Below are 22,304 nucleotides of genomic sequence, written 5' to 3' on the forward strand. Positions count from 1 at the left end.
GGGTCCCATGGACAATCCGGTACTGAAATTCGCGGACGTCCCGTTGGATCGGGTGGAGGAACGGCGCGGCGATCCGGAGTGGCTCGCCGGACGGCTGGTCCGGGACGATACCCGCTTCATTCCCGTCTGGCACGATCTGAGCCTGATCGATGACGGCCATGGGGCGTCCCTGCCGTCCGCCGTAGTCTGTGGGGGTTCCTCTGACGCGGCCGGCGCGACCGGAGTGGCCGGCGCGACCGGAGTGGCCGGCCCGGGCGGAGTGGCCGAACCGGTCGGCGCGGATGTGCTTACGGCCAGTTGCGAAACCGTTTTCCTGGGTATGGAAGGAGACCGGGCTGTTTTCGCGGTAGACCTCTCGGGTACCGGTGAAGAAGAGGCGGTCGCGGCGGCCGGAGGCCTGGGAAAGTTCCAGGACCTCTGGCGCGCCGGTCCGTCGATCGACGCGCGCGGAGCCGCGCTCATGGCGTATGCGCGGGGGATGTTGTACTGGCACCGCGAGAACCGGTTCTGCGGCCGATGTGGCCACGCCACCGAAAGCCTGGAAGGAGGCCGCCGGCGCCGGTGCACGGACGCGGATTGCGGCAGGAATGCCTTTCCCCGCATCGACCCCGCGGTGATCACGCTGGTGGAGTACCGGCCGGAAGACGGCCGACCGCCCATGTGTCTCCTGGGCAACCACCACAGGCCGCCGCCGAACGTGTTTTCCACGCTCTCCGGCTATACGGAACCGGGGGAGAGCCTGGAGGAAACCGTGGTCCGGGAGGTGTTCGAGGAGGTCGGCGTCCGCGTGAGCGCCTCTTACTACCAGGCCTCCCAACCCTGGCCCTTCCCCTCGTCGCTGATGCTGGGTTTCCGCGCGCGGGCGGAAACCACCGCCATCGTGGTGAACGCGGAGGAACTCGTAGAGGCCCGCTGGTTCACCGCCGAGGAGGTCCTGGGTTTCGGCGAGTGGGGTGACGAGTCGGTCGCATGCGCCCTGCCGCGCCGTGATTCCATCGCCCGGTTCCTGGTCGATTCCTGGGTGGCCGAAGTGACCGCCCGCTGAAGCGGTCGATGCGTCTGGCATCGCGAGGCGCAGCGCCGCCGGCCGCCATCGAATCCAAATACGGAGCAAATCATGGAAGACTACACGTCCCTGGTCCCCTATTACACCTTTCCCACTGATTCGCTCGAAGCGCAGGAAGCCGCGCTGGCGGATAACCCGCTCCTGCAGCGCCTGAACGCGTCCCGCAGGAGCTACGATGACGATCCGCACCGGCCCGCGTACCATTACGTGAATCCCGAGGCCATGCTCAACGACCCCAACGGCCTGTGTTTCTGGCAGGGACGATGGCACCTGTTCTACCAGGCCTACCCGCCCGAGGACACGCGGCAGCACTGGGGGCACGCAGTTTCGGACGACCTCGTCCGCTGGCGCGACCTGCCCTACTGCATCTATCCCAACCCGGAGCGCTGCTGTTACTCGGGCGCCGCGCTGGTGGAGGAGGACCGCGTGATCGCCATGTACCACGGCACGGTCGCGGGCAACATGGTCGCCGTATCCAGCGATCCCCTGCTCCTCAACTGGGAGAAGGTCACCGGTGGGCCCGTCATCCCCATGCCGCCGAAGGACGGTCCGCCCGCGCCCTACAACGTGTTCGATCCGTGCATCTGGAAGAAGGACGGGGTCTACTATTCGCTCTCCGCGGGCACCAAGCCGACAGGGCCGGCCGGCAAGAAGAGGCGTGCGAACTACCTGTTCCGCTCCGAGGACCTGGCCCGCTGGACCTACCTCCATCCCTTCGTAGAGGAGGACGACTACACCCTGGTGGGGGACGACGGCGCCTGCCCGTATTTCTGGCCCATCGGCGACCGTTACATCCTGCTCTTCTTCAGCCACATGAGCGGTCCCCAGTACCTGATCGGCGACTACGACACGGAACGGGACAAGTTCGTGGTGACCTACGGCGCCAAGTTCAACTTCGGTGCGTACAAGCCTTCCGGGCTGCACGCGCCTTCGGCCACGCCGGACGGCAAGGGCGGACTCGTCGCGATCTTCAACATGAACCACGGCAAGCCGACGGAGGGGTGGAACCAGATCATGTCCTTGCCCCGGCGCCTGACCGTCGACGGCGACGAACTGTACCAGGAACCGGTCGAGGCCCTCGAATCGCTGCGGGAAGCCCCGGTCCGGTTCGACGGCTTCAACCTCCCGGCCAACCAGGAGGTCGTGCTGCCCGCGCCGGAGGGCGGCAACACCATGGAGTTCGAGTTGGAGATCGACCCGGGTTCGTCGCCCATGGTGGAGATGAACGTGCTTCGGTCGCCGGACCGGGAGGAGTTCACGCGCATCGCCTTCTACCGGGGCCGCGGGTTCCATGGCGGGAGCCTGCTTTCCGTCGATACCTCCTACGCGTCCTCCGCGCCCGACGTGATGTCCCGCGCGCCCGAGACCGCGCCACTGGCGCTGGAGGAGGAGGAAACGCTGAAACTGCGGGTGTTCGTGGACCGGAGCGTCGTGGAGGTATTCGCCAACGGCCGCCAGTGTGTCGCGCTGCGCGTCTACCCCGACCGGCCGGACAGCACGGGCGTGTCCTTCCGCTCCCAGGGCGTCGACAGCCGGGTCCGGTCGCTCCGGGCCTACAAGATGAAATCGATATGGGTTTGAACCGCCCGTAGCCCAGGAGGGAAGCATGGCCACCGTGGATGGCATCGAATTGCGGCAGCTCGTCTGCAACAACGCCTTCGAACCCCGATGGGAATCCTATACGCTGGACGATCTCGATCCCGACGAAGTCCGTGTCCGCAGCGAACTCACCGCGGCGAAACACGGGACGGAGAAGGGCGAGATCACGGGAGAATCCATCTATTGCAGCGTGCCCATGGATCCGGACGGCCGGGTCTTCGACCGGTCGCGGACCCATTCTTACGACCCGACGACGTGGAAACCCGTGGGCAATACGACCGTGGGTACGGTCATGGCCACAGGCAGCGAAGTCGAAGACGTGAAGGAGGGCGACCGGGTATATGGTTACGGGGGATTCAGGCCGGTTCACCAGGGCCGTCACTTCAAGCCGCTGCTTCCCGGATTCACCGAAGAAGCCGCCTGCTGCATGGATCCCGCCGACTTCGCCCTGGCGGCCGTGCGGGACGGGCAGGTGCGGATTGGCGAGCGGGTCATCGTCTTCGGCATGGGCGCCATCGGGCTCTTCACCGTCCAGTTGGCCCGGCTGTCCGGCGCGGTCGACGTGGTGGCGGTGGACCCGATCGCCCGCCGGCGCGAACTGGCACTGCGGCACGGCGCGACCAGGGCGGTCGATCCGAAGGAGGTCGGCGAATTCGGCATGGCGTCCCGCGAATGGCTCGAACACGGCGCGGATGTCGCAATCGAGGCCAGCGGGAGTTACCACGCGCTCAACCAGGCGATCCGGGCCACCCGGTACGCCGGGCGGGTGGTGCCCCTGGCCTTCTACCTGGGAGACGCGAAGGGACTTTACCTCGGCGAGGAGTTCCACTTCAACCAGATCGACATCGTCTCGGCGCGGGCCTGCAGCCGCCCGCAGCGAAACCTGTTCTGGGAGGAGGACCGGATCTTCGAAATCCTGGTCCGCCTCTTCCGGGAGGGCACGCTCCATCCACACGGTCTGCCCGATCCCGTCGTGACACCCGACGAATTGCCGGAAGCGTACGGCAAGATGCGGCACGCGCCGGATGAAGTGATCAAGGTAGCCGTAAGGTGGCCGTAAGCCGGCCGTAAGGTCGCCCCGTAGGGAGGCCGTAAGCCGGCCGTAAGGTATCGAGGAATCGGAGGAAGAGGTCCATGGCCCTGGAAAAGCAACTGACGAGCGCGGCGTGGTCCGGCGACCTGGACGCCGCGAAAGCCCTGCTGAAGGAAGACCCGGAGGCCGCCCGGCACTGGCAACCCGTCATGACGGCCGCATTCACGGGGAGTACGGAGATCGTCAGGCTGCTGGTCGAACACGGCGCCGATCCCAACGTGATCAGCCGCAACAACCATCGGCACCGGCCGCTGCATCGCGTGCTGGAACACAAGAAGACGATTCCCAAGGGTCCGCACCACGTGGAAACCGTGCGCGCCCTCCTCGAACACGGCGCGCGCATCGACCTGCGGGGCGGCCACGGCCGCATGACGGCGCCCTGTCTCGCCGCCGTGGGTGGGGAGATCCAGTTCCTGCCGGTGCTCCGCGAATACATCGAGGACTGGGATATATTCACCAGCGTGGCCCTGGGCGAGGCGGATCGCGTCCGGGCGCTTTTAGACGAAAACGAAAGCCTGGTCGACGCGGTGGACGAGAACCGGTGGCGGCCCCTGAACTACGCCGCGGCTTCCGGCGCGGGCCGGGACGACGCGGAGGTCGCCGCCCGTCTTGAAGCGATCGTCGTGTTGCTCCTGCAGCGGGGCGCCGAGGTCAACCGGCCTCCTCCTCCGCTGACCTCCGCCATCGGCAACCGGGCCATGATGCAGGCGATGCTGGACGCCGGCGCGAAACCCGGTCCCGGCCTGGTCAACGCCTTGTGGAGCGTGGACTACGATTCGGTGGAAATGCTGCTGGCGGCCGGGGCGGACATCCGGCATCCCGCGGTGGACGACACCCTGAGCGAACTGGTGCAGTACGGCACCTACAACATGGCCCGTTTCCTGGTCGACCGCGGCGCCAACGTGAACGCCGTCGACGATCATCGCGGACGCACCGCGCTGCACTGGGCCGCCGTCCGCGGCGCAGGGAAGCCATTCGTCACCTACCTGCTCGACCAGGGCGCGGACCCGTCCATCCGGGACCGGGACGGCGCCACGGCGCTGGACATTGCCCGCGAGAAGAAGAGGAAGGCGATAGAATCCATGCTCCTGGAAAGAGGGCGCGGAGGATGAGGATACGCCGGGCCGGCGAAGACGACTTCGAAGCCATCTGGTCCATCTTCCACCGGGTCGTCCGGTCGGCCGACACCTATCCGTATCCGCCCGACACGGACAGGGACCAGGCCCGCGCGCTGTGGACGGCGCCGCCGAACCGGACCTACGTAGCGCTGGAAGGCCGCGAGGTGGTGGGCACCTACTATATCCGGCCCAACCAGCCGGGACAGGGCGCCCACGTGGCGAACGCGGGGTTCATGGTCGATCCGGACATCCAGGGCCGCGGCGTCGGGCGGTCCATGGGCATCCACGCCCTCGAAGAGGCGCGCCGCGCGGGATTCCTGTCCATGCAGTTCAACATGGTCGTCGGCACGAACCACCGGGCCGTCGCACTCTGGCGGGACCTGGGGTTCTCGATAGTCGGCACCGTACCGGCCGCGTTCGACCATCCCGAGCACGGCCTCGTGGATGCACACATCATGTACCGGAAGTTGCAGGAACCCGACCCATGAAGCGGAACCTGATCGCCGTCCTGGTCAGCCTCGCGGTCCTGTCCGGCCTCGCGGTCCTGACCGGCATCGCCGCCTGTACCGAACCGACGAATTCGAGCACCAGTCCCACCGATACGCAGGCGGGGAACGACACCACGGCGGTCGCGGCAAAGTCCTATACCTACGAGGTGGTCCGGTCGTTCCCCCACGATACCGGCGCCTTTACCCAGGGCCTGGCGATCAATGGCGAAACGCTGTACGAGAGTACTGGGAACTACGGCCAGTCCTCCCTGCGCCAGGTGGCGCTGCAGACCGGCGAAGTGGAACGGGTCCGCCGGCTGTCCGCGACGATCTTCGGGGAAGGGCTCGCCCTCTACGACGACAAGATCATCCAACTCACCTGGAAATCGGGTGTCGGGTTCATCTACGACCGGGAGCGCTTCGAACTGCTGCGGAGCGTGTCCTATCCCGGCGAGGGATGGGGCATCGCCTACGACGGCGCGCAGTTCATCATGACCGACGGCTCATCCAACCTGTACTTCCGCGACAAGGTGACCTTCGCGGAGACCGGCCGGGTGGTCGTGCGGGACGGGGACGGCCCGGTGCGCAACCTGAACGAACTGGAGTACGTGAAGGGCGAGGTCTACGCCAATATCTGGCAGGAGGACCGCATCGCCCGCATCGATCCCGAAACGGGCCGGGTCACGGGGTGGATCGACCTGGAGGGATTGCTCGAATCGGGCGGTCAGCATGGACTCGGCGAGGGGGGCGGCACGGTGGATGTGCTCAACGGCATCGCCTACGATGCCACGGGGGACCGGCTGTTCGTCACCGGCAAGTATTGGCCCCGGCTCTTCGAGATCCGGCTGGTCGAAAAACAGGACCCCTCCGGGTAACCGTTTACCCGGCCGATCCTGCCCTGTTCGACCAACGGATCTCTGTTTTCTTTGTCTTAGAACCTGGCGGAAATGGTGAACTTGGTGATGTCCTGCAGCGTCGAACTCGTGGTGTAGCTGAAGTCGATGCGGTACATATTCCACTGTAGGCCGCCGCCGAACGTGGGCGTTTTCACATCGCCTTCCGCGTCGTGCACGTACCCCGTCCGAAGCGCGATCAGATCCTGGTACCAGTATTCCAGCCCGACGTTCAGGATGTTACCGCTGTCCTTCAGTAGCATGCGGTTGAGGTCGACGGCAAGCAGCAGGCTGTTCGACTCGTCTTCGAGCGCTTTGAGCGCGGCGCCCACCTTTAGGTTCCGGGAAAGCGGGTCTCCCTGATTCGAATCCGTGTACTTGATTTCCGTCCCCAGGTTCTGAAGGACGCCGGCCACGGTGAACCGGGGCATGACGCGGGCGGTAACGCCGACGTCCAGGGCGAAGCTCGTGCCCACCCCGTCGTCCTCGTCGGACAGGGCGCTCCGGATGATCTTCAGATTGGAACCGACCCCAAGGCGGTCGTTGATCAGGGCGCCATACGAGAGGGACACCGCCATGTCCGAACTCTTGAACGTCCCCTGGCTGTCCCCTGTCGCGCTCACCCTCTGTTGTTCACCCAGCGAAAGATAAGGCACGCTGACTCCGAAGGTCCCGATGCCTTCGACCGGATGCACGTAGGAGAAGTGCAGGTAGTAGAGATCGTCCGCCAGGTAAGGCAACCATTTGAAATAGGTTCCCGACACACCGCTGTACTCGAGGAATCCCAGTCCGCCCGGATTCCACGCGGGGACCTGGGCACCCAGGGCGTGGGCGACGCCGGTCTCGCCCATGGCCGTGGACCGCGCGTCGGGGGCGATCTGCAGGAACAGGCCGCCGGCCTGCCCGACACCGGCCTGGGATTGCCCGGCCGGAATCGCCAGCAGCGTTGCGATGAGCAGGTAGCTTAGTTTTCTCACGTGTTCTCCTTCATACCAATCTCCCCTTTTTATCCCTCCAGGACAACTGAATTTCTACCGATCGCGTCGGTCATCGAGATCCTCAGCGATAAATGCACGGCGTCCTGCCCGGCCCGTGCCGGGACCATGCGTTACAGATCGATTATAATATAATGGAGGAGTATGACGAATCTATGACGGTGAAATGAAAATCCGGTGGTGGGCGGTTTCAGGGCGGAAGGAGCCGTGGTGGGTTGGGATTAAGTCAGGTCGGTCAGCGGATTAATCTGGTTGTCAATGAAATCGGTTTTAAGGCCTAAATGGTACGTATTCAGCGGTGTAAGTTATGCTGTCCTGCTCGACTTCCTCAAAAAGAAAAGAATGCCGATATCGCTTCTGAGGCATGTCACTTACAGGTTTGTCGACACGAAGACCTCTCCATACTATTCTCCGATCCAGTTGCGCCAGGTCGCGAATCTGTCCCGATACATCTATGCCGAGAATGAGTGTGTGGGGTTCATAGCTTTGGGACAGTACGATGTATTGATCCGTCATCAGCATCAAACCATAACTGAAGTAGGCATCAAAGTTAAGCGTCCAAAGCACATCGCGGGTGTCCGAATTGACCATGATCAATTGATACTGTTGAGGTTCGATACCGATCCCTCTAATCCATTGAAACCGTTCAATTAAAAGATACCTGCTATTGGGACTGAAACCAATTGGGCTGAATTTTACCGCAGCGTCGTTTCTGTTCGGCATCTTTCTCATGTCATTCCACAGCGTACGACCTTCCCGATCGAACATCACCGTATGCTTAAAACTAGGACTTGGACCGTCAAAGCTACTGTCGCTTACGGAAACCAATAGCTTTGTCCCATCTTTGGATGTCGTAAGATTCCACGACAGGTGATGGTAGTGTCTCCATCTTGGCCGTTCTGGCACCAACCACTTGATGGGTATGGTTAGCGCATGTTCTCCCGTGGCCAATTCCACTATGGTCAGTACCGGGTTTCTATTGGCTATGTTAATGTATGCAACCTCATTCGAGCCTAGGTCCGCAATATCCATTGCTTCGACTTCATGTGTCCATAATGTTCTGCCGGAATCAGTTTCGTACACTTTTACGGGCGTAGGGTGGGTACCTTCATTCCTGTAGACGCCCGATATCATATAGTCCCCTGTACTGGAGAACCGTAGATCGTACTCAGGGTGTTTCATGAGACGTGGAAATCCCCACTCGGAGTCAACGACGACTATTAAATGACTGATTCTTTCTGATGAATGGCTTACTCCATTGGCAAACATGATGAAACGGCCATCCAATGAAGACTTCAGGTAGTTCCGGAAGAGTCCAACTTGACTAGGTCGATCTCTTACATAGTACTTTCTAGATAATGGAGTGAATTCCCATAACGTCGTATTGTTATGGTCCAGAGCACGTATCGTCTGATTGTCGGCCGACAATAGAACAAGGCCTGTCTCCGACAGTACCGGCGGCGTGTACTCTGAATAAGCCGACCGTTCGACGCGGAATTGTTTATCCTGTTCCGCACCGGCTATCGCTTCGTCCAACTGTGATATAGTCCGGGGATCAAGATCATACTGGACTTGACCGGCGAAAACGTTCCCTTCGAACAGTAGTAACACAACGAAGCCTGCTACCCACGTCAGTCTATGCATCCTAAAACCTATACCTTGGTTGACGGGCGAAATGAGAAATACGGTTCGGTGTGTAAGATTCGTTCGCTCAAGTAATCAACAACGATACTATATCTGAATGATACGAACTTAACCCGCACGTGTTCCCAATTTCAAGCGTACATGACTTTGGTGACGATCTGGAGTGTGCGTCGTAGTGGACTTCACCCCGGCACGTCCACCCACCTCCGGGACGCCGCCGCCTCGAGGATGGCCTCCGCCACGACCTGCGCGCGCATGCCGTGGTAGAAGGAAGGCACGCAGTCCCGTCCCTCGCGGATGGCGCAGACGAACTCCCAGGCCTGGTCGAAGCGAAAGGTCTGGGCGGGGTCGCCTTCTCTGGGGTCGCGGGGGGAACCGGGCAGGGCGAGGAAGCGCTTCGGGACGCTGCGCCGCCGGTATTTCTCCCGCCGCGGTCCGGCCTGGATGGCAAAGGGGGTGTGTAGCCGGTAGGCGGCTGAGCCTTCGCTTCCGTTCAACTCGCAGAGGTCATGGTCGCCGGCGCGCCCGTGGCCTTTGGTCAGTTTGCCCATCTCGAACACGCCCGTGGTCCCCGATTCGAACTCGGCGATCCAGGCTACCCAGTCCTCCACGTCCTGCGGCTCGCAGGGCCGCCCGTCCTCCGTGCGGTCCCGGGGAACGACCTGCTTGAGCGACGCGCACACCGACCGGATCGGACCGAGCAGGTCCTCGGCGAAGTCGATGCGGTGGATGCCCATGTCGCCGAGTTCTCCCGTCGCCGCCATGCGCCGGTACTGGCGCCATCCCACGGAATGCTCCCCCCAGTCCTGGAGACGCTGGAAGCGCGCGTGGCGTATCTCGCCGAGCTGTCCTTCGTCGACCAGGTGCTTCAGGTAGCGCATGCCGGGCACGAACCGGTAGGTAAAGGCGGTCATGTGCCGGACGCCGGCGTCCCGGGCGGACTCGTACATGTCGACGGTCTCCGCGACGGTCATGCCGATGGGTTTCTCACACAGCACGTGACAGCCCGCGGCGACGGCTTTGAGCACGATATCGCGGTGGTACACGTTCGGCACGGCGACGGTCACGGCGTCCGGCCTGACGGCGGCCAGGAACCGGTCCACGTCCGTGAAACCGGCCGCGACGCCCCACTGTGCCTGCCTGCGGGCTAGCAGATCCTCGTCCACCTCGCAAAGGCCGGCGATCTCCACGCCCGGAATGCGGGAGAACCCCGGGTAATGCACGAATTCGCAGACCGATCCGAGTCCGATGAGTCCGATGCGTATTTTGCCAGCCGACATGTTTTCGCTCCTGTCTGGTCTACGATCTGGTCCTGATTCGCATACTTGCGCCGCGCTTCTTACGGACTTTCGCCTACTTCAGTCCCCAGGCCGCAAGCTGCCGCTCGATCGCAGCGATCACCGCCTCGAGTCCGCCCGGGCCGACGGCCGCCGCCTCTTCCTGGTAGAGCCCCTTGCCGTAGTCGTCCGCGGGCAGCAGATAGCCGCCGGTTCCCAGGTTCTGGTTGCACAGGACGACCACGACGACGGCGGTTGCCGGGAAGCGTGCCCGCAACTCGCGCTGAAGCACGCTGTACGGTTCGCCGCTTACCATCACGAGGACGCCTTCGCCGATGCGCCAGAGCGTGACGCCGTAGGGGACGGACTGGCTGTCCGGCGGGATGCTTTCGATGCGCCGCATGGCCCGCCGGACCCGTTCGATGTGCGCGCGGTAGTCGGCGGCTTCCCGTTCCTGCCCAACTTGCCGGGCGGCCTCTTCGCGGGACGTCCATTCGGCGAGTTGCTCGTCGAGTTCCGCCTGCCCGGGCAGGTCCAGCAGGGGCAGGTCCAAGGTCATCGCGGCGACGTCGAAGGCTTCGAGCCCTTGCGCGCGCCCGGCATCCATGGGGCTTTGACGCCAGACCCCGATGGTGGCGCCCGAAACCACGGGGCCGTCGTAGCGCATCTCGGTCCCGTCGGGCAGCAGGCCCTCCAGGGCCGAAAGCGCGGCATAGCCCAGTTGAAGGCCGTTCCGGTCCGCCGCCTCCGTTTCGCCCACGAACCCGTACCGCGGCCCGAGATCCCCGCTCGCGCCCAGCAGGAACACGCAAGGCGCGCCGGTTTCCCGCTCCACGACTTCCCGCATGGCGCCGGGGTAGTCGGGACTGATTAGCGTATTGTCCCAGGCCAGGGTCGTCGGGTGGCAGCTGTAGTTTACGAGGGTGGCGACCAGCCGGCCTTCCCGGTCGCTGGCGCGGGTGACCACGACCGTGTCGTCGGCGGCCCGGTCCGGGTTGGACCCAACGGCGTACAGCCGGTTTTCATCGTCCCAGTAGTCCCGGTTGTACGCCAGGTCGCACCGGCCGTATCCGAAGGCCAGGTCGACCGGATGTATGGCGTCCCTGGCCTCCTCCACGAGGCTGGCGAGCCCCTTGCCGAGATCGTCCAGGTATCCCAGGATCAGTTCGCCGCCTTCGTGCTCCAGACGGTCCGGATCGTAGTTGCCCGCGGCGTGGGTATGGGAAAAGGTGATGACGACGCGTTCGGCGGGCAGGCCGGTTCCGGCGGAAACGGTATCCGAAAGACGCTGCAGGTCGCCGGCCTGAAGCCAGCCCAGTTCGAGGGCGACGAGGGCGTGTTTCTCCCCGGCCCCGGAGTCCGCGAACACCAGTGCGGAGGCGGTCAGCTCCCGGTGCACGCCCGTGGACGCGTCATGCTTCGCCGCGCCCCAGCTGCGGTGATAGATCCCTGCGGGCGGGGTGATGTCGATCCGTGCGAAGCCCAGGTTGCACCGGCCGGCCGGCATGGCGATTACGCGCTGGCTCAAGGCGTCTTCCTTTCCGGAGTATTCATGCGGTGTCCCGCATTTCCAGGATCTGAACGGCCATCCCGGCTTCGAGCACGCCGGGTGACCGGTGCACGGCATTATGGCCGAAGGACGGTGCCGACCGGTCGAACTTGCGGTAGGTCGCCAGCGTGCGCAGCGGTTCCTTGCCCGGCGTCCCGCTCTCCTGTTCGACCAGGGTCGTGGCGCACCGGCCGCAGGGCTTGACCAAGTCGATTTCCACCTCCCCCGCGCGGACGCGCTTCCACATGTCCTCCGCGTAAGGCGGGCAGTCAGCCACGACGACATTGGGCCTGAAGCGGTTCATGCGAAGCGGGGTCTCGAGCCGCGCGTTCAGGTCCGCCAGGGAAGCCTCGGAGATCACCAGCAGCGGGAACCCGTCCGCGAAACCCACCTGGTCGCCGGGCCGACTCGCGAAGTCCGGGTCCACGGGGCGCACGAAGTCCGGGCTGAAACTCAGCAGGCGGCAGGACGCGTCCAGGTACGTGCTGAACCAGTCCGCCGCGTCGTCGCCCTGGTCGATCCCGTCGCAGAGGTCTCCCCACACGTCCACGTTTCGGGCAGGGCCCTCCACGAGTCGCGGTACCGACAGGTCCTCCATGCCCGGCGCCGAAAGCGCCAGTCCGCCCGAGGCAAGAGCAGGCTGGACGAGCGCAAGGGCGGGTGCTTCACGCTGAGTAAGTGGCGAGAGCGGCGCGCGTGACCCAGGCGGTCCGGATGAACCGGAAAGGTCAGGCTGTCCAGGCTGTCCACCGCCATCCCCGACGACGATCCACGACCGGTCGTTTCGGATCCCCCGTGAGTCCAGTTCCGCCCGCGCCAGTTCGTGTCCTGCGCAGGACTTGATAGGATAGACGTGGAGGGAGGAAATGTAAGGCATCGAAGTTCCTTTCGTGTGGTGGCGTCCGGACGGACCGGGCTTCCTTTTTATAACAACACCGGGTCCGGTGTATTCGTTCGCGCGAGGCGCGCGGTCGACCCCGCTAGGTCGGCTAATCCTTCTTCCGCCGCGGCGGACCCTTGCGGGCCACCTGCGTCCGCTGCGGCCGGAGGACGATCTGCGTGATCACCGTCCCCTCCCGCTGGTCCACGGCCTGCGCGACGGCGTCGGCCACGCATTCGGGCGTGATGTGGGTACCGGGATCCTCACCGGGCTCGAAGTCCGCGTGGTCGTAGAATGGCGTCCGGGTCATGTCCGGGTACAGGGTCACCACCCGGGCGCCGCTCTTCCGCACCTCGCTGAAGAGCGCCTGCCCGAACTGGTGGAGACCGGCCTTCGTCGCGCCGTAGGCGGCCCCGAAGGGACCGGGATTCAACGCCGCAGTCGATGCGATGTTGACGACATATCCCCGGGATTCCTCCAGGTGCCTCAGCGTCGCCCGGGTCAGGACCATGGGCGCGATCAGGTTGGTCCGGACCATGCGTTCTATCCGATCGGGCGCCATGGCGGCGTGGGGGCCGAAGAAACCGACGCCGGCGTTGTTGACCAGGATCTTCAGACCCCCGGTCGCTCTCAGCAGTTCCTCTGTGCGGTCCAGCAGAAGCCGGGTATCGGTGACATCACATTCGACCGCTGTGTAACGGGCGTGGCGAAATGCGGTCTTCCCGTGGTCTCGGGCATACCCGTATACGTCGTAACCTATTTCGACCAGGCGCGCGGCGATGGCCCTCCCGATCCCGGAGGAAGCGCCGGTGACCAGTGCTACGTCCATGCGAAGATCCGCTCCTCTCCGAAGTGGTCTCCCAGGCGCTTCCGCATGAAGGCGGTCATTTCCTCACGCCGCTCGGCGGGGTAGGTCACTGTAGTGTTCTCCTGCACGAATTCGCCGTACAGAAGCGGCGTATCCTGCCGCTGGCGCCTCATGCGCTGGAAATGGTGCTTCGACAGGCGGAAAGCGCCCACGGTCACGTCGCGAACGGCGGCCGGGTCGATCCTTCGGACGACTTCATCGACCAGGTCGCCGTATAGGGAGGCCCAGGACGGAACGGCGAGGATCGGGTCGAAGCAAAGACGGACCGGCCAGCCGTCGTCAATGGCCGACCGGACGGCCTCCAGCCTCCGGTGGAGCGGCGCCGTCCCGTGTTCGTAGCGCGCGGCAACCAGTTCGGGGGAAAGCGTCCAGGCCAGGATGACGCGGTCCGTGGGCGGCAGATCCCGGATGGCGCGGTACGCGGCGCTCTTGGTACGGATCTCGATAAGCAGGTCCGGCTCCTCGCGGGCGAATTCGATCCACGCGCGGCAGTAGGGCACGACCGATTCGAAAGCGAGCAGGTCGGTGTCGTACGAGATGCACAGGTAAAACGGCTGTGCCGGGTTCGACCTGCCGCGTATGCCCTCGCGCGTCGCGGTAAAATAGTCTTCCAGGTTTACGAAAACCACGATATTCGCCGAGGGGTACATGCCCTGCAGGTAGCAGTAGTCGCAGTTGTACACGCAGTTGAACATGAGCGTGTTGTAGTGGAAGTCCTCGAGGCTGAAGTTCTGGCTGTTTCCCGAACCGTCGTAAAGGAACCGGTCCTTCTTCACGGCCAGGATCAGTTTCATGCTCTCCTTCTGCGCCTGGAACCGTTGCCGGGGCCGGGCGAAGATCGCCTTGTAATCGTCGATCTCCACCATGCGGGCCCTGGCGAAGCGTTCCCTGATGCGCCGCGTGAGGGGGTATTCCTTCGCGCCGCGCTCGATGTAGAGGTGGGAGAAGTTACTCCACCGAAAGGACGCCCCGGAGTCGTTCAAATTGCGCATCGCCTTCCTGTCTCGTATTCACGGAGACGTGGGTAAACCGCGTCAGATCGGGCAGATCCGACCCGGTGTGGAGCTTGTAGGACCGGGCCAGGTCGGACAGTATCCGGTGCCGGCTGGCTGTAAGACGGAGCCGGTCGCGGATGTCCTGGACGAGCTGCAGGTCCGCGCCGGTCAACACGTCCGGCCCACCGTCGTCGATCGACCGGTAGGCCGCGACCGCCGCTTCGAATTCATCCAGGGCGCCCGCGATCAGTTCGCCTACCCTGTTTTTATCGAGCCGCCGCGTTTCAAGGTGGTCGGAAACGACCTTCACGCAGCCGATCCGGTGGGGCGGGAGGAAGGTCGCCGCTGCCTGGTAGAACCCGGCCGCCTCCATGTCGGCCAGGCCCGGTTCCACGGTCCCGGCATTCGCCCGGTCCAGGGGCCGTTCCACGGTGGTGACCACGGATTCCGCCAGGGACGTCCTCGCCAGCAGGTCGGGGAAGAAGGAACGGCCCGTGCTCCGTTCCGTGATCTTGTTCGCGAGGAACCGGTCTCCCACCGAAACGGGCTCTTCCTCCGCCTTTTGCGTATGGCCGGCGATGCCGAGGTTGAATAGGACCGAGTCTTCATCCCGTTCGACCCGGGTGAACAGACAGGTGGTCGCGATGGCGGACTTCATGCCTCCCGTGCCCGTCACGGTGAGCCAGACATCGTCACGACGGAAGACGGGCAGGCCTGAGGAGCCGTCCTGCTTCAAGCGGAAACGCTCGATCACGGGCTGCGCTTCCGCGTGCAGGGCGATGGCGAGGAGGACGGGCATGGTGGGTTACCGCGTTGCGAAAGACAGGTTCCTGCCTGGATCCGGTTCCTGCCTGGGCACGATCCTATTTGGGCACGATCCTATTTGGGCTCGATGACGACCCGGCCGTCCTCGACTTTCACGGACTTCACCAGGCCCATGAACCGCTCCAGGGAATGATCCTGGAGAAGGGTTTCGACCAGGTTGTTCTTCCGGATTTCATTCATGAACTCTTCGGGAATGTTCCGGCCGCCGACCTCCAGCCGGTCGATGTTGACCTCGAGCCGTCCGTCCCTCATCTCGACGGAGATATCGCCCGTGCCGTTGAGGTACCTGCCCTCGAATCGTTCGTTGAACAGGTCGAGGGGTACGCTGATCTCGGCCAGAAGCCTGTCGTCCTGGATGTCCACGCGCGCCATCCCGTGGAACTCACGCAGCAGGTCTTCATACTCCAGGAGGGCATTGATGTCGTCCGCCGACAGCGAAAAGCTCCCGGTCTCCTCACCCCTTTCGAGGGCAATGACGAAGTCTCTGAACCGGTCGATTACGGAAAGCGCTTCATCCCGTCCCTCCTCCGCGCGGGCGAAATCGAGGGGCTCCGGGCTCGTGTATGTGTCAACCAGTTCATCACTCGCCTGGAGGATGAAATAGTAGGCTGCGCCGGCGATAACGGCGAGCAGGATGATCGCGGACAGGCATCCGCCCACCCAGTACCTGGCTTTCATGGTGCGTTATCTCCGTTCATATACGATTTCCCCGTCCAGCAGGGTCATATCACAGGTCAGGCGCCGCGGCCACCACCGGCGGTTCCCGTGCGAATCGCAGAATTCGAAGTCGCCCTCCTCCAGTTCGAATACCGCCACGTCCGCGGCCGCGCCCGGACGGAGCGTGCCCAGTTCGTTTCTCCCGATCGCCGCGGCCGGTATGGAGGTCGTGCTTTCCACGATGTCTTCGAGGGGCATGCCCAGGTTCAGCATCTTGGACATGGTGGTCGGCAGGTCGAATACCGGTCCGTCGACGTTCACGGTGTACAGGTCCGTGCTGATCGCGTCCGGGAAGAACCCCTGTTCGAAGGCCGACCTGGCCACGTCGAAACTGAAGCTGCCGGCGCCGTGCCCCACGTCCATCAGGATGCCCCGGGAACGCCCCTCGATGACGTCCTCCCAGACGGCTCGGTGATCGTCCAGGATGCCGTGGGGGTGGCCGTGATAGGCGTGCGTGATGATGTCGCCCGGCCGGAGGAGGTCCATGATGCCGGCCAGGGGACAGGGCGTATTGCCCACGTGGACCATGACGGGGACGCCGAGTTGCCCGGCCGCCTCCACCGCCAGGCGCATCGGTTCGATCCCGTTGTCGCCGATGAGGTGCCGGCCCATGCGGACCTTGATGCCGGTCATCAGGTCCCGGTTCCCGGCCACCGCGGCCACAGAACGGTCCACGTCCACGAACCGAAGGCTGGCCAGTTCGGGCGTGCCCGCCGTCGGGATGCCCACGCTGGAGATATTGGAGAAGCCGAAGACGCGCGTCCTGGAGGGTTCCGCCACGATGCGGCGGAATGCGTCCTGGCTCGGCCAGCTCGAGCTTCCGGCATCCACGATGGCCGTCACCCCGGTGTAGGGACAGATGTCGTCCGGCACCAGGCCGATGTCGGTGAACCCCCAGCAGATGTGGGCGTGCAGGTCGACCAGGCCGGGAAAGACGTACCGCCCGGACACGTCAAAGACGCAGTGGCCATCGTCCGGCAGGCCGTCGCCGACGGCCGAAATCGAACCGTCGCGAATGGCGACGTCGCATATCCGGTTCAGTGCCTGCGACGGGTCCACGACGGTCCCGCCGCGTAGCAGGAGGCCGGGGAGGTTTTCGACGAGTGTTGGCATGTACTGATCGGCCGGTTATTCTGCTTTTACTTTTTCCAGCGGGTTTTTCTCAAGGGGCGGCAGCATGTCCTTGATCTGCCTGAACCGTTCCGAATCCGTGATCAGTCCTTCCAGGACCGGCAGCGCCGCAGCCTGTTCCCGGGTGTTCTCGATACGTTCCCTGCTCGGCGGATGGGTTGTGAACATGGTCGCCAGCGTTCCGGGATCCCGGTCGTTGATCTCGAGCAGCTTCTCGAAGAAACCCGTGAGGCCTTCGGGATCGTAGCCGGCCACCCGGAGGTTGACGACCGCGAGGGTGTCCGCTTCCCGTTCCGCCTCCCGGGAATGGTGCAGCATGGAGAGGATGCCGCCGATTCCCGCCAGTTGCGCCGCGATTCGCTGAACCCCAGTGGGGTTTCTTCCCGATATCATGCCCAGCATGATCTCCAGCCCGAGTTGCCGGGTCAGGGCCTTGGCCCCGTGGCGCGCCACCACGTGGGCGATTTCATGGGCGATCACCCCGGCCAGTTCCGCCTCGGTTTCAGAGATGGAAATGAGCCCCCGGTTGACGTAGAGAAAGCCGCCGGGCAGGGCAAAGGCGTTGACTTCATCCGTATCCACGACCTTTATGTAGTAGGGTATATTCGAGCGTTTGGAATGCAGGACGAGGGCCTGGCACAGTCCGTCGACGTAGCGGACCACCTCCGGGTCCTGGTACAGCTTGATCTCTCTTTCGATCTCTCTCGAAAACTGCCTCCCGAGCGCGATTTCGTCCGCCTCGGAGAGCACGTTGACGTTCTGAAAAACGCTTCCGCAGCCCAGCGTCGTCAGCAGGAGGATGGCGATCGGTGCGGCGGCCGTCCTGATCGACAGGGACCGGGCTATGCGGGCCATGCGGGCCAGGTGATTTGCGGCTGTCCTGATCGACAGGAACCGGGCCAGGCGGGCCAGGCGATTTGCGGCGCGCCGGGGAAGGCTACGGGATCTCATCTGGGATCACCCCGGAATCCGGGACAGGCCGGGCAAGCCGACAGGGCCGGCCGACAGGCCGGGCAAGCCGACAGGGCCGGCCGACAGGTTCTGAGCACTGAAGATACGGACCTCAAGTACCGCGGGCAATCGGAAAAGGCCGGGTGGAGACCGCCAGCCATGAATCAACCAACGGCCCCTGCGGCCGTTACACGTTACCTTGCCCGGCTGGCTTCAGACGGACACGCGTTCGCCGCCGGATGGCACCGTGTCCGGCCGATGGCGGGCGGATTCAACAACTGTATATACGAAGTAGATACAGGCGATGGATCCTACCTCCTAAAGGTGTATCCCCATGACCGTGTCCAGCGCCTTGAACGGGAATACGCCGCGATGAGGCGGCTTTCCACCCTGCAAGGCGTGCCGATCGCCGTATCGGCGGACGCACGGGCCGCTGGATTGAATGCGCCCACGCTGATCTACGAGAAACTCACGGGATCGCCGCTGGAACCCGCCGGCACGACCCGGGAAGACCTTGAACAGCTCCTTGGGATCCTTACCCGTGTACACGGAATTCAGGATCCCGGGGATCCGGTACTGGCCCGGCCGGCGGGTCCGTCCCGTCCCGAAGACTGCCTCCGGTACATGGACGAGACTCTGGGTACCCTATCCGCGTCCGCCGCCATGAACGATCCGTCGTTCCGCCGGACCGCGGACCGGCTGCGCGACCTGAGACGGGGCCTGGACATGATGGACCTGAGGACCGTGCTATGGGCGGATGCATCGCCCCGGCTGTGCCACGGGGATTTCCGGCCGGCCAACGTGATCAAAGAGGATCCGGACCGCGTCGCGCTGGTCGACTGGGAACACGCGGGGATCATGGACCCGTTCTACGAGGTCGCCGGTTTCTTCTGGCATCCGGAGAGCGAGGGCCTGGAGGCGGGGTTGCGGGAGGAGGCACTCGCGGGTTACTGCGAACGGAGCGCCGACCCCCACGCGGGTGGGAAGATGGACGTGTATCATGCCATACTTCCCGTGCAATGGTCCGTGCGGGTCCTGTCCCTGATCGAAGGGTACGGCCGGCAGGCGGTCCAGCCCTGGAACGTACCCCGGCCGCCGGAGGCGCTGTGGGAGGATGTGGAGCGCTACATCGGGCTGGCTGCTCAGCGTCTGGTATAGCCCAGCCGCCTCAGCTCCTGCTCTTTCTTCCGCCAGGAGGGCCGGACCTTGACCCGCAGGTCGAGGTAGACGGGTCGGTCCAGGAATTCGACGATGGCCTTCCTCGCGGACGATCCGATGCGTTTGAGCATGCGCCCGTTCTTGCCGATGATGATGCCCTTCTGGGAATCCCGTTCGATGATGATGCCGGCCTGGATGAACGCCGTGCCGTTGGGACGGTCCGTGAAGTCCTCCACGATCACGGCCGACGCGTAGGGCAGCTCCTCGTGCAGGGCCAGGAACAGGTGCTCGCGGATGATTTCCCCCACGAAGAACCGCTCCGGCTGGTCCGTGAGCATGTCGGCGGGGTAGAGCGCCGGACCCGCTGGAAGCGCGCGGATCACGGCGGACAGCAGTGGTTCGAGGCCGTCTCCCTTGAGGGCGGACACGGGCACGATTTCGGTGAAGGGGAACCGGCCCGCGGCCCGGTCGATCATGGGCAGCAGGGAAGTCCTGGACGTCCGGTCAATCTTGTTGATGGCCAGGATGACCGGTCCGCGGCTCTGCTCGAGGAAGCCGGCGACCCGGTCGTCGAGATCGCGTTCGAAACGGGTGGCGTCCACGATGGCCACGGCCGCGTCCGAGTCGTGCAGCGTATGGACCGCGGACTGCAGCATGTATTCCTGTAGCCGGTAGCCGGGTTCGAGCAGTCCGGGCGTATCGAGGAAAAGGACCTGGCAGTCGTCTTTCGTCAGAATGCCCAGTACCCGCTGGCGGGTGGTCTGGGGCCTCGGCGTCACGATGGAAAGCCGGTGCTGCAGCAGCGCGTTCATCAGGGTGGATTTGCCCACGTTCGGTTTTCCGACCAGGGCCACGAACCCCGCGCGATGGGATCCGTCGCCGGCGGCGCCTGCCATATGCCCTGCCATCTGCCCGGTGCTTTCCATGAGATGCTATCCGGTTATGAGTCCCGCTTTCCCTCCGACGATTTCAAAGGGCAGGTTCCTGGCTTTGGTAAACTCGGAATAGGCCTGCAAAGCGCCGTCAAATGTCTGATCCGGCTGACAGTCGTCGATCAGTATGACACCGCCAGGTACAAGCAGGGGATAGATTGCTTCCAGTGTCCGAATCGTCGGAAGATACAGGTCGACGTCGAGAAGGACTACAGCCAGGGTACCGATACGTGCCCAGTCCACCTCCTCGCAATCGCCGGGGATGACTTCGAAGTAGTCGTATCCTTGCTTGCGCAGGTTCTTCTCGTAGACCTTGGGGGACGCGTAACCAAAACGGTCGATCTCCCTTTTGAGTTTACCGCGATACGCTACTTCATGGTCCATCGACTCCGACGTAAAACCTCGAAAGGTATCGACGAAAACCACTCTGTCATTGTAGCCCGCACTGCGCATATGCTCCAGAAGAAAAACGGAAGTATGTCCCCATCCGACACCGATCTCACACACGGCGCCACCCTTTCCCCGGTTTTTGTCAATCGCCTGGGTCAGAAAAGAAAGCATGGCTGGGTTGATCGCATAGGGATAAGAAGGTAAAATGAAATCCCTGAAGGGCCTTGGCGTGTGATATGCCAGGAACCTTGCGATCTTATCCAGTGAGCCGGATAGCTCGGTTATTTTGCTCATAGACATCCTGCGCGACAAACTGCGATATCCGTGTTGACCGATCTTACCAGCGTGCTACCGGTCCGTGTTAGTCCCAAATCCTTAGTGTCATTGTCCCGATCGGCAGTTTGGCAGATTCAGACTACTCAAGTCGTTTCTGGGCAGATTGCGTAGCGATGGGGGGATGCATCCGGTCAGTCTATTGCCCGATATGCTCAAACGGATCAAAGCAGGTAGGTCGGCGAGAGTCCGTGGGAATGCACCGGTGAACCTGTTACTGAAGAGCAGAAGTTCCTGCAAGTTGCTAAGGTTTCCGAACCACAATGGGATCCTGCCGCTCAACATGTTCTGTCCAACATGAAAATACCACACTGTCGATAATCCACCAAGCGCCGATGGCAATGATCCTGTAAACCGGTTTGCTCCGAGGCAGAGGAATCCTACGGATGACAGATTGCCCAATTCCGATGGTATTGGGCCGCTTGGCTGGTTGACACACAGATCGAAGTCGGTGCCCGATGTTAGATTCCCCAGTGTGGAAGGTATAGACCCGGTCAAGAGGTTGCGGTCGAGTTTGAAGTTAATCACGTTCTGGAGATTGCCTAATGACGAAGGTATCGTTCCACTCAGGTTATTTGCCCCGAGATTAAAGTCAATCAAGTTTGAAAGATCGCCCAGTACCCGTGGTATCGTTCCAGTCAGCCTATTGGTGTAGAGATCCAGCACCCTCAGGTTATCGAGATTGGCCAGTTCCCTGGGAATCGGGCCTCTGAGGTTATTTCTTCTCAGCCTGAGCTCGGTCACCTGACCATCTGCATCGTCGGTCACACCGTACCATTCCCCTGGCGGCACGTCACTCAGCCAGTTTGAGCTGTTCAACCAGTCTGGTCCTCCCGTGGTGGTGTAAAACTCCACCAATATGTCCCGGTCCGTATCGGGTATATCCACGACGACATCGATACGTGCGGATACCGTTCCCGATTCGCCGGTTATCTCCGCGATGCCGCTCATCACCGCCGTCACCAGGCTTTGCATGCTGACGGTCGCAACACCGGTGTCGTCACTGGACCGGTTGACCGCGGCATCTACGATGGGATGTCCGTTCCCGTCGCGTACCCTGGCGGTCAGTTGCAAGGTCTCGCCAACAGACGACAACATCGCCGACGGTGGTACAATCTCGATACGACTCTCGGACTGCATGATCGTAACCGCCGCGCTTGCGGTCTGGCCATTCGACGTGGCTGTGATCTAGGCGGTGCCACCCGACACCGCCGTCACGAGACCGCTGCTGCTGACCGAAGCTACGGCCGGGTTATTGCTCGACCAGACAACGATCGCGCCAGTAAGGGGGTTGTTATCCTGATCCAGTACCGTTGCATTGATCTGTAACGTCTGCCCTATGGTGGTGAGCGCCGCGGCATCCGCCGTGAGGACGATACTGGAGGAAACCCGCGCCGGCGAA

The 22,304-nt window shown here is 63.2% G+C and carries 22 protein-coding genes; 7 read left to right on the top strand and 15 right to left on the bottom strand.

Translation table 11 applies throughout. The annotated features are described in order from the left end of the window. The first annotated feature begins 7 nt into the window (after window positions 1-7). The 6 genes from nudC (at window position 8) to F4Y38_04060 (ending at window position 6,239) form a co-directional block, all read left to right on the top strand. Window positions 8-1,045, top strand: a complete 1,038-nt coding sequence (gene nudC, locus F4Y38_04035; GenBank protein ID MXY48454.1) for an NAD(+) diphosphatase — start codon at window positions 8-10, stop codon at window positions 1,043-1,045. A 72-nt stretch (window positions 1,046-1,117) separates the two neighbouring features. Then, window positions 1,118-2,647, top strand: coding sequence for a glycoside hydrolase family 32 protein (locus F4Y38_04040; protein MXY48455.1), 1,530 nt, complete (start codon window positions 1,118-1,120; stop codon window positions 2,645-2,647). 25 nt (window positions 2,648-2,672) lie between these two features. Beyond that, window positions 2,673-3,725, top strand: a complete 1,053-nt coding sequence (locus F4Y38_04045) for a zinc-binding alcohol dehydrogenase (protein MXY48456.1) — start codon at window positions 2,673-2,675, stop codon at window positions 3,723-3,725. Window positions 3,726-3,799: 74 nt separating this feature from the next. Continuing rightward, the gene (locus F4Y38_04050; GenBank protein ID MXY48457.1) at window positions 3,800-4,870 is read left to right on the top strand and encodes a hypothetical protein; all 1,071 of its coding nucleotides are present in this window, start codon (window positions 3,800-3,802) and stop codon (window positions 4,868-4,870) included. Next, the gene (locus F4Y38_04055; protein MXY48458.1) at window positions 4,867-5,364 is read left to right on the top strand and encodes a GNAT family N-acetyltransferase; all 498 of its coding nucleotides are present in this window, start codon (window positions 4,867-4,869) and stop codon (window positions 5,362-5,364) included. The genes F4Y38_04050 and F4Y38_04055 overlap by 4 nt, the downstream gene beginning before the upstream one ends. Further along, window positions 5,361-6,239 carry a glutaminyl-peptide cyclotransferase gene (locus tag F4Y38_04060; protein MXY48459.1) on the top strand — a complete coding sequence of 293 codons (879 nt, stop codon included), beginning with the start codon at window positions 5,361-5,363 and terminating at the stop codon, window positions 6,237-6,239. The genes F4Y38_04055 and F4Y38_04060 overlap by 4 nt, the downstream gene beginning before the upstream one ends. Before the next feature lie 56 nt (window positions 6,240-6,295). Here F4Y38_04060 and F4Y38_04065 read toward each other — a convergent pair whose 3' ends face one another. From F4Y38_04065 to F4Y38_04115, 11 genes are all read right to left on the bottom strand, one after another. Continuing rightward, entirely contained in the window at window positions 6,296-7,234 is a 939-nt protein-coding gene (locus F4Y38_04065) for a PorV/PorQ family protein (protein MXY48460.1), read from the bottom strand. 288 nt (window positions 7,235-7,522) lie between these two features. Beyond that, a complete protein-coding gene (locus F4Y38_04070) occupies window positions 7,523-8,788 on the bottom strand; it encodes a hypothetical protein (GenBank protein MXY48461.1) in 1,266 nt (421 codons plus the stop codon). Between the two features lie 290 nt (window positions 8,789-9,078). Continuing rightward, window positions 9,079-10,176 carry a Gfo/Idh/MocA family oxidoreductase gene (locus F4Y38_04075; GenBank protein MXY48462.1) on the bottom strand — a complete coding sequence of 366 codons (1,098 nt, stop codon included), beginning with the start codon at window positions 10,174-10,176 and terminating at the stop codon, window positions 9,079-9,081. A 73-nt stretch (window positions 10,177-10,249) separates the two neighbouring features. Next, complete coding sequence (locus F4Y38_04080; protein ID MXY48463.1) at window positions 10,250-11,680, bottom strand: hypothetical protein; 1,431 nt, start codon at window positions 11,678-11,680, stop codon at window positions 10,250-10,252. Window positions 11,681-11,723: 43 nt separating this feature from the next. Next, window positions 11,724-12,599 carry an MOSC domain-containing protein gene (locus F4Y38_04085; GenBank protein MXY48464.1) on the bottom strand — a complete coding sequence of 292 codons (876 nt, stop codon included), beginning with the start codon at window positions 12,597-12,599 and terminating at the stop codon, window positions 11,724-11,726. Between the two features lie 112 nt (window positions 12,600-12,711). Continuing rightward, window positions 12,712-13,431, bottom strand: coding sequence for an SDR family oxidoreductase (locus F4Y38_04090; GenBank protein MXY48465.1), 720 nt, complete (start codon window positions 13,429-13,431; stop codon window positions 12,712-12,714). Next, complete coding sequence (locus F4Y38_04095; GenBank protein ID MXY48466.1) at window positions 13,422-14,462, bottom strand: DNA photolyase; 1,041 nt, start codon at window positions 14,460-14,462, stop codon at window positions 13,422-13,424. The genes F4Y38_04090 and F4Y38_04095 overlap by 10 nt, the downstream gene beginning before the upstream one ends. Further along, window positions 14,419-15,264 carry a hypothetical protein gene (locus tag F4Y38_04100; protein MXY48467.1) on the bottom strand — a complete coding sequence of 282 codons (846 nt, stop codon included), beginning with the start codon at window positions 15,262-15,264 and terminating at the stop codon, window positions 14,419-14,421. The genes F4Y38_04095 and F4Y38_04100 overlap by 44 nt, the downstream gene beginning before the upstream one ends. 80 nt (window positions 15,265-15,344) lie before the next feature. Continuing rightward, on the bottom strand, window positions 15,345-15,968 hold the full coding sequence (locus F4Y38_04105; protein MXY48468.1) for a hypothetical protein: 624 nt from the start codon (window positions 15,966-15,968) through the stop codon (window positions 15,345-15,347). A gap of 6 nt (window positions 15,969-15,974) precedes the next feature. Beyond that, window positions 15,975-17,120, bottom strand: a complete 1,146-nt coding sequence (locus F4Y38_04110) for an amidohydrolase/deacetylase family metallohydrolase (protein ID MXY48469.1) — start codon at window positions 17,118-17,120, stop codon at window positions 15,975-15,977. Between the two features lie 15 nt (window positions 17,121-17,135). After that, entirely contained in the window at window positions 17,136-18,089 is a 954-nt protein-coding gene (locus F4Y38_04115; GenBank protein ID MXY48470.1) for a M48 family metalloprotease, read from the bottom strand. On the opposite strand from F4Y38_04115, the gene F4Y38_04120 reads away from it, so the two are divergent. Beyond that, on the top strand, window positions 17,757-19,247 hold the full coding sequence (locus F4Y38_04120) for an aminoglycoside phosphotransferase family protein (GenBank protein MXY48471.1): 1,491 nt from the start codon (window positions 17,757-17,759) through the stop codon (window positions 19,245-19,247). The genes F4Y38_04115 and F4Y38_04120 overlap by 333 nt on opposite strands. Here F4Y38_04120 and F4Y38_04125 read toward each other — a convergent pair. The 4 genes from F4Y38_04125 to F4Y38_04140 form a co-directional block, all read right to left on the bottom strand. Beyond that, window positions 19,232-20,173: a GTPase Era gene (locus tag F4Y38_04125; GenBank protein MXY48472.1), complete on the bottom strand. Its 942-nt coding sequence runs from the start codon at window positions 20,171-20,173 to the stop codon at window positions 19,232-19,234. The genes F4Y38_04120 and F4Y38_04125 overlap by 16 nt on opposite strands. A gap of 6 nt (window positions 20,174-20,179) precedes the next feature. Then, entirely contained in the window at window positions 20,180-20,881 is a 702-nt protein-coding gene (locus tag F4Y38_04130; GenBank protein ID MXY48473.1) for a hypothetical protein, read from the bottom strand. A 69-nt stretch (window positions 20,882-20,950) separates the two neighbouring features. Then, window positions 20,951-22,042 (bottom strand): hypothetical protein, encoded by a 1,092-nt coding sequence (locus F4Y38_04135; GenBank protein MXY48474.1) that lies wholly within the window; start codon window positions 22,040-22,042, stop codon window positions 20,951-20,953. 48 nt (window positions 22,043-22,090) lie between these two features. Further along, window positions 22,091-22,279, bottom strand: coding sequence for a hypothetical protein (locus F4Y38_04140; protein ID MXY48475.1), 189 nt, complete (start codon window positions 22,277-22,279; stop codon window positions 22,091-22,093). Between the last annotated feature and the right edge of the window lie 25 nt (window positions 22,280-22,304).

It is taken from the genome of Gemmatimonadota bacterium, from assembly GCA_009838645.1.
In the GTDB taxonomy this organism is placed as follows: Bacteria; JAAXHH01; JAAXHH01; order JAAXHH01; family JAAXHH01; genus JAAXHH01.

What these genes read in the sequence shown, in the direction of transcription:
- F4Y38_04115 (MXY48470.1), bottom strand. Translation starts at nt 18,089, where the DNA reads ATGAGATCCCGTAGCCTTCCCCGGCGCGCCGCAAATCGCCTGGCCCGC.
- F4Y38_04120 (MXY48471.1), top strand. Translation starts at nt 17,757, where the DNA reads ATGCAGGACGAGGGCCTGGCACAGTCCGTCGACGTAGCGGACCACCTC.
- F4Y38_04085 (MXY48464.1), bottom strand. Translation starts at nt 12,599, where the DNA reads ATGCCTTACATTTCCTCCCTCCACGTCTATCCTATCAAGTCCTGCGCA.
- F4Y38_04055 (MXY48458.1), top strand. Translation starts at nt 4,867, where the DNA reads ATGAGGATACGCCGGGCCGGCGAAGACGACTTCGAAGCCATCTGGTCC.
- F4Y38_04060 (MXY48459.1), top strand. Translation starts at nt 5,361, where the DNA reads ATGAAGCGGAACCTGATCGCCGTCCTGGTCAGCCTCGCGGTCCTGTCC.
- F4Y38_04100 (MXY48467.1), bottom strand. Translation starts at nt 15,264, where the DNA reads ATGCCCGTCCTCCTCGCCATCGCCCTGCACGCGGAAGCGCAGCCCGTG.
- F4Y38_04090 (MXY48465.1), bottom strand. Translation starts at nt 13,431, where the DNA reads ATGGACGTAGCACTGGTCACCGGCGCTTCCTCCGGGATCGGGAGGGCC.
- F4Y38_04075 (MXY48462.1), bottom strand. Translation starts at nt 10,176, where the DNA reads ATGTCGGCTGGCAAAATACGCATCGGACTCATCGGACTCGGATCGGTC.
- F4Y38_04040 (MXY48455.1), top strand. Translation starts at nt 1,118, where the DNA reads ATGGAAGACTACACGTCCCTGGTCCCCTATTACACCTTTCCCACTGAT.
- F4Y38_04110 (MXY48469.1), bottom strand. Translation starts at nt 17,120, where the DNA reads ATGCCAACACTCGTCGAAAACCTCCCCGGCCTCCTGCTACGCGGCGGG.
- F4Y38_04135 (MXY48474.1), bottom strand. Translation starts at nt 22,042, where the DNA reads ATGCAGTCCGAGAGTCGTATCGAGATTGTACCACCGTCGGCGATGTTG.
- F4Y38_04105 (MXY48468.1), bottom strand. Translation starts at nt 15,968, where the DNA reads ATGAAAGCCAGGTACTGGGTGGGCGGATGCCTGTCCGCGATCATCCTG.
- nudC (MXY48454.1), top strand. Translation starts at nt 8, where the DNA reads ATGGACAATCCGGTACTGAAATTCGCGGACGTCCCGTTGGATCGGGTG.
- F4Y38_04050 (MXY48457.1), top strand. Translation starts at nt 3,800, where the DNA reads ATGGCCCTGGAAAAGCAACTGACGAGCGCGGCGTGGTCCGGCGACCTG.
- F4Y38_04080 (MXY48463.1), bottom strand. Translation starts at nt 11,680, where the DNA reads ATGCCGGCCGGCCGGTGCAACCTGGGCTTCGCACGGATCGACATCACC.
- F4Y38_04045 (MXY48456.1), top strand. Translation starts at nt 2,673, where the DNA reads ATGGCCACCGTGGATGGCATCGAATTGCGGCAGCTCGTCTGCAACAAC.
- F4Y38_04125 (MXY48472.1), bottom strand. Translation starts at nt 20,173, where the DNA reads ATGGAAAGCACCGGGCAGATGGCAGGGCATATGGCAGGCGCCGCCGGC.
- F4Y38_04095 (MXY48466.1), bottom strand. Translation starts at nt 14,462, where the DNA reads ATGCGCAATTTGAACGACTCCGGGGCGTCCTTTCGGTGGAGTAACTTC.